Consider the following 12,514-nt stretch of genomic DNA (forward strand, 5'->3'; position numbering starts at 1 on the left):
TTTTGTCTATATTGTAAATATCTATGTTACTTTAGTCAATCCGATTATGTCATGTTGTGTCATTTTTTACAATAGCTTTCATACAATCGAAATACCGCTGATATCGTTTACAGTCTAAACTTCTCCAAAAGCAGTCAGCCTGTATATTCTTTATCCACTCACGCAAAATCCATTTTCTTTTTATTGCCGGTCCATATTTTAAGATCAGCGCTGTCACAACATCCACACATCTCTCAAATGCTGCATTCTCTTTTGCATCATCATAATATTTCTTTCTCATTTGTCCGCCCCTTTCTGTGCTTAAATTGCTTTGGCAGCCAATTATCGTTATCTGCTTTCAACAAGTCATGCACATATATCTTATTCGGCCTTCCTAATCCCTGATGGCTTCGATAAATCAGATTATGTGCCTCCAGTTCCTTCAGCATCTTGTTAATCTTCTTATTTCCCAGATGCAACAGCCTCATCATTTCTTTGATTGTAAAAATGATAAATGTAGCTCCATATACATCTCGCCACACATCACCATTACACTCTGATAAGCAGCGCCGATCCAACAAAATCATATAAAGTGCCTTTGCCTCATTCGTCATACTTCTAAATTGCTCCTCTTTAAATAATCGTTTCGGTAATCTGTAAAACTTATCATCATATTTTGTATTTTCCATTTTTCCTGATTCTCCATATACTTTGAGTTTCTTTCGTCATTAACAGCCTTTTGTGCCCAATTCTTGCATAAGATTCAACTCTCGCAACATAAATATTGCTAATTGGCAAGCAGTGCATTTGTACGTACAAAATGCCTTTTTAGCTTGTTGGTGTCCGCCCCCAATCCCCCAAAACCATGAAAACGACTTTTCATGGAGCTGCGCCTTCCGGCTTTTTTCATACTGATACATTTATAACATTCCATAATTTTTGTACTCCTTTCCGATTCATTGTATGAAACTATTTTCTCAAAATTTTTATACGAATCCGGTATATCCAAGATGCTGGAAAAATATCCTCTTTATGATTTTTTCCAATATTCTGGATAAGACATGAATTAGAATTCACTTTATTCTTTACTAATATCATGGTAATCTATCTATATCTTTGAAACGAGGAATATACTATGCACACAAGGCTTACCATACCAGAATGACTGAAAGATTTGAGAGTCGCTGAAAAAAGAATGTCATTGCAGGAATTGTCTGATGCTACCGGCATCCCGAGTTCCACACTTGGCAACTATGAGAAAGATGAAAATGTAGATATGTCACTTGGCAATCTACTGACACTTGCAGATTTCTATCATGTAAGCACCGATTATCTTCTTTGCCGAACTGAACTACGTGAACATACAAATAAGTCAGTATCCGAACTGCATCTCAATGATGATGCAGTCCAAATACTGACTGATGAAAAATATAATCCACGGTTATTATCAGAATTACTCTCTCATGAAAACTTCCACAAATTCATGACTGACCTGGAAATCTATATTGATGGATTTAATGATAAAGGCATTCAGATAGCAAATACTTTTCTTGATGTGATGAGATATAAACTGAACGAACTCGGTGCCGACTCCACCGATGCTTTTACAAAAATATTTGATACTTCTCACATAGAGACAGAACAGTATTACATAAACATCCTGTTGGAAGATTTAAAGCCAATCGTCTCTGACCTGAGAAATACCCATATGAAAGACAGCAACACTGCCAGTGATATTGACTATCAAAGCATGGTCAAAAATATCATTGATGATTTTACTTCTCCAACTCAGATTTCTACAGAGGATACTCCCGAAGCCTCTAATGATGCTTATATTAACGGACTACTCCTTTTGTTCTGCAAAAATTTGGAAATGAAAATCACCCAGCTTTCTGTGGAAGAAAAGCAGACATTAAAAGAAATATTTTCCCGGTCTAAACCTGCAAAAGAACATCGGAAGCTGAGGCGAAGGAATCCCAAGTTATAAACTACTTACCAAAAACAAGGCATTTCACCTCAATTAGGTAATCTGCCTTGTTTTCTATGATTCTTAAATATATGCACATCTTATTTGCCCTTATCTTAATGGACAATCTGATTTCTTCACTTTGTTTGCAAGTTTTAGCAACCCGTTATTTTTACAATAAAACTGCAAATCTCTTACGGTTTGTTTTGATGTAGGTCCAATAACGATAGAGTCGAATAAATCTTCAAAGTCTATTCCTTCTTTTTCACACAATTCTGTTAAATTCAAAATATAGACCTGTCTAATAGTATTAAGTATTTTACATTGAAGATGCTTATCATTTTCATTAACAAAAAGTGGAGAAATCCTTATTTCTTGCTCCGTCGAAAAACTTTCATGCTTATGAAGCATTGCACATAACAACAAATTATCAATCAAATCGTTTAAATTTGAAAAATCGTCCATCTTATCATATTGAATATAATCTCGTAACAGTTCTTCCATTTTATGTTGCTTGGCACAATAACCATAATATTCTTCATTCATAATGATCTGATTGTAAAAAATAAGCTTAAATAACGTTGCTGTATTAAATACAATCGCTACTCCTTGTCCACCACATGCATACCTGTCCCATTGTGCTGCATCATTATGTGCTTTGGATACGCAAAATATATATGGATATTCTTTTTGCAATCTATCTTTGATTTGCCCAAAAACATCATTGGCTTTTTCCTTATTAGCTGAATCAATGCATGCATATACCTCTTTTTCCAGATCGTTTATAAACCCTATTAATTCTTCTCGATCATTCATATGTTCTGCACTGCCAAGCCAAATCTCTTTCTTGCCAATAATCCCACATAATGCATTTATATCTGTATAATGCCATAGTGTTTTTCCATACTTTTTTACCGCCCTTTTCACTCGTTCTTCCCTATAGTCATCTCTTCCCATAGAATTGTTTGCCTTGTAATTTACTACTTTTGTATCAAACAATGGATTGAGCTGTTCATCCTCATATCGATCTTGTAAATCCATTTCATGGTCGTACACATCAAGCATGATGGTCGGTTCAAGTGAAAGGTCTTTACCGACCTCTAGTTTATGATGAACGATGCACTTCTTCTCATCGTCCCAGCGTTCGTAGCAGTAATATTTTCCATCTGCTGTAAAATAACAGCCACGGTTAGGATTAAACCCACTCTTGCGCTTCTTTGTTTCATTGTTCTTCATTGCAGTATCCTTTCCGTCCGAGTGGAGGACGGTGGGACACAAAAAGAGCCTGTGGTTGAAGATGAACCACAGGCTCTGATTTGCCGAAATAGGCGCACAAAAGCAACGGTGGGTGCATCTTCGCTTCAAACACAGCTGTTATTGCTGTGTTTGGAACTCTTATGCATCCCATCGTCCTTATAGCGCTATTCGGACTAAACGAGATTTGTTTTATTGATTACATTTAAAAGTTACCACATTTGCTTTTTTGCCCGTTGTAGAAAGGTCTACGGAAAAATGATGTAAAAAGGCTCTGCGGAATCTAATTACTACGCAAAGCCCTATAAATTGGCATTAAACTGTTGAAGAAAGTTCTACAAAAAAATTTTAAGAACAAAAATAGACCGGATTTCTCCAGTCTACTTTTGTTCTTATCTATTATCATTATTTGATGGGTGGTTGATGTATCAAATGTTCATAATGAATCGCCACCAATTCCGCATAAGTATCAGAATAATCCTCTGCCCAATACAGATGCAGTATTTGGTCATATATGGTATTCTCTTCACCCTTAGCTCCCGGAAGCGTCAAGTCCAATGGTCTCTCCGCTAACTGCAACAATCTATTGCTTAACCTGAACGGAATATGAATTCCCAAGCAACAGGAAACGACATTCTCTTTTGTGAGATTCTTTCCTTTCTTCATATTGCTGACAGTCGTATTATCAAGTCCGGTTACCGACTTAAGCGTTCGAAACGATACATTACAAATCTTCTTATCCATCAACGTCGCAAGTGCTTCTCCGAATTCCATGCCATTTATCGCAGCAAGCATCTCTCGCGCAATCTCGTTCACAAGACCAAGGCTCAATTTCTCATCATCCGACAATGCCGAAAGCTCATCATAATAATTGAAGGTCTTGCTTGCCATAGAGCTCGGCAGGGTAATATAGTGGAGCTCCCCCGTCTCTTTATCCATTACAAACTGCAGGAAGCATTCTTCCTCATGTGCTTTGGCATATTCCGTAAAAAACAATTTTCCCTCGTCATCTCGTTCCAAATATTTCTTATCATAAACACAGAGCTTATTATCCACATATGCGAAACAATCGGTATCCACCATGCTGGCAAGGGCCTTGCTCTCCGAATACCATTCTTTGAGTTTTGCCTTTTTGACGGATGTTGTGATAGTTTTCCCTTCCATCACTTCATCTGTCAGCACAACTCCCACCGGCTTCGAATTGCTGTCGGTGTCCATAGATACCGTTTCGACTTTCGTCTTATGCTTCCTGTCAAATTCATTCTCAGGATATGGATCCTGCCCGCCCGAAAGAAGAAAATACCGCAGATAAGCATCCACTAACATTGCAAGCCTTGACTGGCGGAAATTCTGATGCTCCACAACAGCAAAAAATTCTGTTGCCTTACTATTATCCACGCTCGCCTTCAGTTCATCAAATTTACCATGTGCCTCTATGGTTTCCTTCGTGACTTTCTTTGCCAGCATTTCGCGCAAGAGCCTCTCATAGCATCCCAGTCTGCGAACCACCCGCTTGATCCTTGCGTTTTCAGCCCCCTTCATCAGGTCAGATATATACTCGCGGAAAGACTTACCCGGAATGATTCTTGCATTACCAGCTTGCACATCATGAAGGAAAACCTTTGCATACTTTTGTTCCTCTGCTGACAACATGGAAAACGACTTATGCAAATCAGTCAACGTCTTGTCCAGTGTTTCTTGATCATACTCGCCCTGAATCAGCTTGAGGAACTTTTCAAAACGAGTATTCATGTACTCGGCGTCAATCTTTGTCGTGTCATACTCCGTGATATGAATTTTTACATCATACGGAACATCCCCGCCGTGACCTCCGCCACCACCTCCTGCCATCTCCTTATATCTTGCTAACAGAATCAGATACGTCATTTCATTGAATAGCATCTCGATATCCGTTCCGTCTTCAGCAGAATACACTCGTTGTTTCCAGTTGAAGCCCTGTATCTTAGCTGCTTGAAGATAGGTGTCGAATTGATTGAACGCCTTGGCAAACTTCCGTTTCTCAGACTGTTCCTCTGGTAGCTTCTCAAAGTTATTAATGGCACCAGCATCAAATATTTCCTTAATCTCTTCAAATGTCCTATTAAGATTACGCAAATTCCTCGGCAACTTGTCCACGAATAACCCTGTAGGGACATTGCCGGAATAAGCCTCTACTGCCGCTTCGATGTTTTTCTCCATCGTATTCGGCCTTCGATAATATTTTATGATACCAAAAGGCTTCTCTGATTCGTTGAACAGTCGATTGGTTCTCGAAAATGCCTGGATTAAGTTTTCAAACTCCATCACCTTATCCAGATAAATAGTATTTACCCACTTTGAATCAAAACCGGTCAGCATCTGATTTACAACGATTAAAATATCTATTTGCTGATTCGGCTCCAATCTTTCATACGGTTTCTTATGTGCAAGTCTCAGGCTCACATCCTTCCTGAACTTGTCATACGTCGGTATTGTAAATGTCTGGCCCAATCGATCCCGATAATCTTCCAACATATCCACGATACCGTCTTCCTTATCCAAAGATCCGGTACCGCTTTCGTTATCGATAGTAGGATCAAACATTGCCGTTATCATAAGCTCAGGCATTTCTTTTTTCATAAGCCGCCAATATCGTACCGCTTCTGGAATACTGGATGTCGCAAATATCGCATGGAACTTACCACCACGACTGTATATAAGCCATTTCTTCTTAATATCCGAAATAACCCCCATGACGTACTCATCCGTCTGGTACTGCTCATTCGGGATGAAATCCTCTATGCCTTTTATCCACTTATCACCAACCTTCTTCCCATATATTTTCACCTGGGAGGAGTCCATCCATTTGTAGAAGACCTTCTTTTTCTTTTCATCCTTCATAACGTCTTCTACTGTATCAGCTTTAGCTTTTTCCAAGGCCACCTTCTGGCGGAGCTCATCATCGTCATATATCTTGACCATATAAGGATCAAAGCCAAGGACATTCTTATCTCGGATGCCATCCGCAAGTGTATATCTATGGATTTCGCTGCCGAATATGGTCGTGGTCGTGCTGTCTTTTTTGATATTGACGTCCTGAATCGGCGTACCAGTGAATCCAAAAATAATAGCATGTTTGAAAGTATCCTTTATCGTCGTTAACATGTCACCGAAAGTAGATCGGTGACATTCGTCAATGATTATGACCAGCCTCTTAGATCTGATCTTTTTAAGATCTGCATCCTTTAATCCCTCCATATCCTCTGAAATATTGCTGAGTTTTTGGATGGATGTAACAATAAGCGTATTATCATGATCATCGCTTTTTAGCTTTGATATCAGAATATCTGTATTCTCCGTAGCTTGTACGCTCTCGGTTTCTGTAGCAAATGATCGGTACTCTTTGAGCGACTGGATACCCAGTTCTTTCCTGTCCACAAGGAATATAACTTTATCCGCATCATGGGAACTGGCAATCAACTGAGCAGATTTGAAACTTGTCATCGTCTTTCCGCTACCTGTTGTATGCCATACATGACCGCCCCGCTGTGTCTCCGACGTGTCCTCTTTCCAGTTTCTCTTCGTCACCCGATCAGCGATACCGATTGCAGCATAATACTGATAACTCCTCATAACCTTAAGCAGATTATCATCTGTATCAGCAATCGTATAAAAGCCGATCAGCATATGTGCCATAGGAATATTCAGAAGCCCTGCCGTAACCTTGTCCCATTCATTGATTGGCACGTTGTCAAAGTCTGCCCAATGAAAAAAGAACGCCGGATTAAAAATACCATCCTCTCCCGGATTTGCGAAATATACAGCCTCTTCTGGCTCCATCGCAACAAATACCTGAATCAGAGAAAAAATGCCCCGGAACACACCCTCGTGCGAATACTTTATGATCTGGTTATACGCATCACTCACAGGAATACTGCTTCTCTTTAGTTCGAGATGAATGACTGGCATACCGTTGATCAAGAGCATTAGATCCCCTCGTCTATCATTCAATATCGGAGACTTCGTGTTGAAATGTGGCTGCTGTACAATCTGGTATCTACTTTCGCCGTAGGCAATTTCCTGACGGTCATATATCTTCAGACTGACTTCCTTCCCAAAGTGCAGCTCATCATCCAGATTGTCTCTGATAATAGACACGCTCCGACCATTGATAAAACTATTCAGCTTCAACGGAGTACGCAAATTGATGATCTGCTCCATAATCTGCTGCATCTCGCCATCCGTCAACGGGCATTCATTCAAGCAGTTTCTCTGCCTATTATTGTTGAACAGAATATCCGCCCAGTTTTTAAGCAGATCCGCCTCCGATGGATGACGGATTACTTCCGGTTCCCAGCCACGCTCTATCAAGACGCCTATGACGGCTTCTTCAAAATCGCTCTCTTTATCAAAAATCACGTCCGGCACCTCCCTTTATACAAACATTTTCTCCAAGCACGCACTTTTTATATGTTTTATCTTCTCCAACTCTTCCTTCTCAATTTCTATGAGCCGATCCATCTGTCGGAAGTATTCACCAATTTGTCTCTGTTCTTCTATCGTAGGCGCAATATAGGCACTCATTTCCAGAAACGCCTTCGGTTTCAATGTCCTGAGCTTCTTGACTGTGCCCTCCATGCTTCTGGATATTTCCTTAATGAAGCGTGGATGTCTCACGATACATTCCATAAAAGTCGAATCCTGGTCTGTGTAAAAGATCTTATATATCGGAGATACGCAGCCCCTGCCCAAAGCATTCCGGTGAATCGCTCCATAAATCACATTAGCTGGATTATAGATGATGTCATCATACTCCGTCTGCAGATACTTCTTTGTCGCCTTATCAATAATCAGGAAGTCACGCTTATTGGTCTTCTTATCCTCCGGCCTGATTACGCCTTCCTCAATCGTAAATGCCAGCTGTGGGTACTCATCGGATATCGTGTCAATGATATGTCGTTCCGTGAATATTTCAGAAAAGTGGCAGAGTCTCCACGGCTTCTTATACTGTCCGAATCTAACAGCCGGAACATCCGCTCCATCATATGGAAACATTTTCTCTATCATAGCTTTCCTAAGGCAAACCAGTCTTTGAAGTTCTCGCTGATGTATCATTATAAGATTATTGATTTTCTTAAAATATAATCCAATTTGCACCTGTTCATCTATAGAATCCGGCATCACTATATCGACTTTTCCTATTTCATCCTTGTTGATTTTTTGTGGAACAGCCGTTACTAATGTTCTTTCTCTTAATTCCCTTTTGAATAAAGGCGATTGAATAACATTGCTTAAAAAGTAAGAATCTACCTTCCTTGGTTTTAGCAATGCCAAACTCACATAGAAAGCTATTTTCTCTGATGTCTCTACAACATTTGTAGTTCCTACATCTCCGATTCTTGTCATAAAAACATCCCCGCGTTCCGGGTATATTTTGTAATCCCTTGCGAATGCCTCTTCCGAAATATACTTTTGCGATGTCAGGGTTGCTATATTCTCCACAGACAAAAACATAATTCCTTTATTGGTATATTTGGGTGTTTGATGTACACCATCATAAACATCAACCACAGCGGATAGTTTTTTCTTCTCCCAGTCCACATCAAAACCGTTCATTCTAATCTCAGGAGCATATTTTTTTTTCATCGGACATATCCTCCCAATATTTTTTGAAATTCCATTAAACCTTCAGAATCCGAACCGTCTGCACTTAACATTCCAATCATCTCAGATAAACTTGATTTAACATCCGTTTTTTCACTCTGAATATCATGCATGGTTGTAGAATACTTTAGTGCAAGATAATCCATTTTATTTATCACATCAGTAATAATTGCGGAAGAAATATTATCCAGAGCACTAACAAATGGTGCAATCCATTTCTGTTCTACAATTTGCAAAGCCTCATCTTCGGAGAGATCTTCGATAACCTTTTTTGTCTTGATATGAAGCGCTTCCTTCTTCTGCTTCACACTCCTTCTGGCCGTACTTTCTTCATCTGATAACCGCAAGGCAGATAACAGCTTCCTTTCATACGAATCCTCTGGAAACTCGTACTCCATCTTCAGTTGCTGTATTCGACTTGTTAACGATGGCTTCTTGCAAGATCCATCCTTGTTCTTATCGATCACATCCCAGTCCACATCCGTGCAGGTTTTGATAAATGCCAATTGCTCTTTTTTCGGCATGGTCATATACTTGTTCAAATCATTAATCTCCGCACTCTCCACATCCTGCAATATTTCATCACAGGCTGCTTTCAGTTCCTTGGAAACAAACGCATCATTACTGTCATTTAAAAAACTGCCCTGTTTTTCATCCTCATCGAGGGAATCAATAATCTCCGTATACTCCCCGGCAATCTCTGACAAGCGTTCTTCCAGAACCCGTATTTCTTCAACCTCATTTGGCATGAGCATTTCTTGTACAAGTTCAAATGGTAAGATATGCCCCTTCCATCCATCCTGTACTTCCGTCACTTCATCATCGTCATCATTTTTGTTATTTTTCTTGATAACCATATTCGGGTCTACCTGAGTAATGACCTGGAACCCTTCTGTCTGAAGCATCTCTATATCTGCAGAGATAATATCCCAGTATTTCGCAAATACCTGATAGGCAACATATCGATCCGCCAACTTAACCCGATCAATCCTGCCAAAAATATCCTCAGTAATCTTTTCTTTCTCCTGTTCAACTGAAACATCCAGTATGCCGTCGATCAAGTCATCCTTAAGCGTCTCATAAAAGCCGGCGAATGCTTTTGTAAATGTAACCCTGTATGCTTCAACTGACTCAAAAGAGTCTATTGTACCCTTGATATCCTTTGTCCTTGGCTGAAGATATCCCGCAGACACCTCTTTAAACAATGCATCTCTAAGTCCTGGAAACGCCTCCCAGTATTTCTCAAATGCATCGACCTCACTTACCGGAATACCACCAAACATCGTTGCGCGGATATCCCATTTCTCCGGATCATCCGTAGAATCAACATACCTGGTGATATTTAGGTTATACTCATTTTCCTTTACAGTTTCTTTTGAAACCAATACGGAATATTTATCAATCTCCGTTCTGTATTTTACGGTATCTACTATCTTCTTAATATCAGAAGCCCTAAGCTTGTTATTCTTCCCGGATTTTTCAAAACCCTTGGACGCATCAATGATAAGAACGTCCGAACTCGGTCTATTTTTTTTCAAGACCATAATGATTGTCGCAATATTGGTTCCAAAAAATATGTTCTCCGGTAATCCGATAATTGCATCAATACGGTTTTTCTCGATCAGGTTCTCGCGGATTTTTGCCTCTTCACCGCCACGAAAAAGCACACCATGAGGAAGGACGATGGTCATGATACCGTCATCTTCAAGATGATAGAGATCATGGAGCAAGAATGCAAAATCCGCCTTGGCCTTTGGCGCAACGCCGAAATCCTTATACCTTGGATCGAACTCTTTGTCCTTCGGATCCCACTTCTGGGAATATGGGGGATTGCTGACCACGGCATCCACCCTCACAAGCTTATAAGTAGTCTCTTTCTTGTTCTCTTCAAAGAAAGGCCAGTCGTCCTCCAGCGTATCTCCGTTTCTCACATTGATATTGGCAGGCTTGATTCCTCTCATGACTAAATTCATCCTGGTCAGGTTAAATGTATTCTCTTTCAGTTCCTGCGCGTAATAATCAATCTTTCCATCACCGCTAATATATTTTGCAGCCGATCTGCCGATGTTTATTAATAGCGACCCAGAACCAGATGTAGGATCATATATTTTGATCTGCTTCCTATCTTTAAGGTGCTCTGCAACAATCTCGGACATCAGCACAGATACCTCATGCGGTGTATAGAACTCTCCCGCTTTCTTTCCAGCATTTGCTGCAAAATTGCTGATCAGATACTCATAGATGAAGCCAAGAACATCGTAATCCTGCTTGCCATCCATCGGGATCTTCTTGATAAGCTTCAGCAGCTTCTTCACCGCCTTTGTCTGCGAGCCGGAAGTCTCTCCCAGCTTCGACAACCCAGTCTGAAGAGTATTGAAGATTTTCTCAAATACCTTCTTGTAAACCTCATCGATATTTTGATCGAAGTCGGACAGTGCATCCCTGACATCCTTCACGTCAAAATCATTTCCCTTTGCCAACCATGTTGAGAACAGATTGTCATAGGCAATGAAATACCCAAGTGTCTCCCGCACGTGCTTCGCATACTTGACGTCCTTTTCGGCAACCTTCTTGATTTCATCTTCACTAAGTTTTTCCTTGTGGAACAAATCCAGCTCACGTTCCGACAAATATTTGTAGAAGATGAATCCAAGGATGAAATCCTTATACTCATTAGCCTCTATCTTTGACCGCATCTGATTAGCTGATTCCCAAATCGTTGATGCAAGTTGATGTTTATTCATTATGTTTTCCTCCTGTAGTGCGTATACTTTATAAGCATTATTTATCGGCCGCTCTACCACTACGTGCCCATTCCTCAAGTTCTGAATACTTGAATTTCCACGCTTTGCCAATCTTCATTCTTGGAATATCTTTGCCCTTACGAATCCAGTCGCGAATTGTGGCTGGCTTAACACCCAGGAATTCTGCTGCTTCTCTTGTACCTACCCAGTTTTCTTCTTTTACATTCACAGTCATAGTCTCCTCGCTCCTATAAGGCATAATTGTCCATATTCAATTGTACCTTAGCTGTTGTCATTTTTCAATGGTTTATAATATTTTATATCTGTTTGCGTGGTTACATTTCAAAGCACAGTTTTCTTGTTTCATACCTTGATTTTCCAGTAGTTAGAGTCACTTTCACAGACTTCAAAAATGAATTCCAGCAGATGCTCCTCAAAGACCAGATCGAACTTTTTCTGCTCGGTAAGCTTCCCACCTCCATCGTAATTCGCTGTCTAACCGTCTCATCATCAATTTATTTTATTAAATCTTGTAATAATGCCACAGTTATTTACCTCGTTCTTTCGTTTATGTTTATGTTTTTGCTTTTATATTGTAGCTTATACCGCATTTTTCATAAAAGGTGATAACTTCCTCTGCCCATTATAAAAATGCTTATTCTCCTTGTGAAGACTGTTGCAGAGAAGCCACCAGTCACTCTCCCATTGCAATTGCGTATTTATCAATCTTTTCTATCAGTAAATTGAATAATTTATCGCTATCTGTTACGAAAAGTATATCTTGAAAAAGCAAATTCTTCAATCTTAGTAATTATCCCATCCATCCTTATCTTTAGATTAGATAAGATAGGTATAATTTTAATAAGTCTTAATACCCTCAGTATCATTACATTGTCCTTTAGACACTCCAAGGCAGCCAAAAAAGACA

Annotated in this window: 9 protein-coding genes; 1 reads left to right on the plus strand and 8 read right to left on the minus strand. The window is 39.8% G+C overall.

What is annotated here, in order from left to right:
• Positions 1 to 49: 49 nt before the first annotated feature.
• From OCV77_RS06940 to OCV77_RS06950, 3 genes are all read right to left on the minus strand, one after another.
• Positions 50 to 280, minus strand: coding sequence for a hypothetical protein (locus OCV77_RS06940; protein ID WP_262574244.1), 231 nt, complete (start codon positions 278 to 280; stop codon positions 50 to 52).
• Positions 261 to 668: a replication initiator protein A gene (locus tag OCV77_RS06945; protein ID WP_262574245.1), complete on the minus strand. Its 408-nt coding sequence runs from the start codon at positions 666 to 668 to the stop codon at positions 261 to 263. Before OCV77_RS06945 ends, OCV77_RS06940 begins: the two co-directional genes overlap by 20 nt.
• 98 nt (positions 669 to 766) lie before the next feature.
• Complete coding sequence (locus tag OCV77_RS06950; protein WP_262574247.1) at positions 767 to 913, minus strand: hypothetical protein; 147 nt, start codon at positions 911 to 913, stop codon at positions 767 to 769.
• Between the two features lie 240 nt (positions 914 to 1,153).
• Here OCV77_RS06950 and OCV77_RS06955 point away from each other — a divergent pair, with 240 nt between their 5' ends.
• Positions 1,154 to 1,966, plus strand: coding sequence for a helix-turn-helix domain-containing protein (locus tag OCV77_RS06955; protein ID WP_262574249.1), 813 nt, complete (start codon positions 1,154 to 1,156; stop codon positions 1,964 to 1,966).
• A 90-nt stretch (positions 1,967 to 2,056) separates the two neighbouring features.
• On the opposite strand, the gene OCV77_RS06960 is transcribed toward OCV77_RS06955, so the two are convergent.
• The 5 genes from OCV77_RS06960 to OCV77_RS06980 all read right to left on the minus strand — a co-directional run bounded on the left by OCV77_RS06960 (position 2,057) and on the right by OCV77_RS06980 (position 11,815).
• Positions 2,057 to 3,181 carry a DUF2971 domain-containing protein gene (locus tag OCV77_RS06960; RefSeq protein ID WP_262574251.1) on the minus strand — a complete coding sequence of 375 codons (1,125 nt, stop codon included), beginning with the start codon at positions 3,179 to 3,181 and terminating at the stop codon, positions 2,057 to 2,059.
• A gap of 423 nt (positions 3,182 to 3,604) precedes the next feature.
• Positions 3,605 to 7,597, minus strand: a complete 3,993-nt coding sequence (locus tag OCV77_RS06965; protein WP_262574253.1) for a type I restriction endonuclease subunit R, EcoR124 family — start codon at positions 7,595 to 7,597, stop codon at positions 3,605 to 3,607.
• A gap of 15 nt (positions 7,598 to 7,612) precedes the next feature.
• Positions 7,613 to 8,824 (minus strand): restriction endonuclease subunit S, encoded by a 1,212-nt coding sequence (locus tag OCV77_RS06970; RefSeq protein ID WP_262574255.1) that lies wholly within the window; start codon positions 8,822 to 8,824, stop codon positions 7,613 to 7,615.
• Positions 8,821 to 11,586, minus strand: coding sequence for a type I restriction-modification system subunit M (locus OCV77_RS06975; RefSeq protein WP_262574257.1), 2,766 nt, complete (start codon positions 11,584 to 11,586; stop codon positions 8,821 to 8,823). The genes OCV77_RS06970 and OCV77_RS06975 overlap by 4 nt, the downstream gene beginning before the upstream one ends.
• A 37-nt stretch (positions 11,587 to 11,623) precedes the next feature.
• Positions 11,624 to 11,815 (minus strand): helix-turn-helix domain-containing protein, encoded by a 192-nt coding sequence (locus tag OCV77_RS06980; RefSeq protein WP_331488800.1) that lies wholly within the window; start codon positions 11,813 to 11,815, stop codon positions 11,624 to 11,626.
• Positions 11,816 to 12,514: the final 699 nt, after the last annotated feature.

It is taken from the genome of Suilimivivens aceti, from assembly GCF_025567405.1.
GTDB lineage: Bacteria > Bacillota > Clostridia > Lachnospirales > Lachnospiraceae > Suilimivivens > Suilimivivens aceti.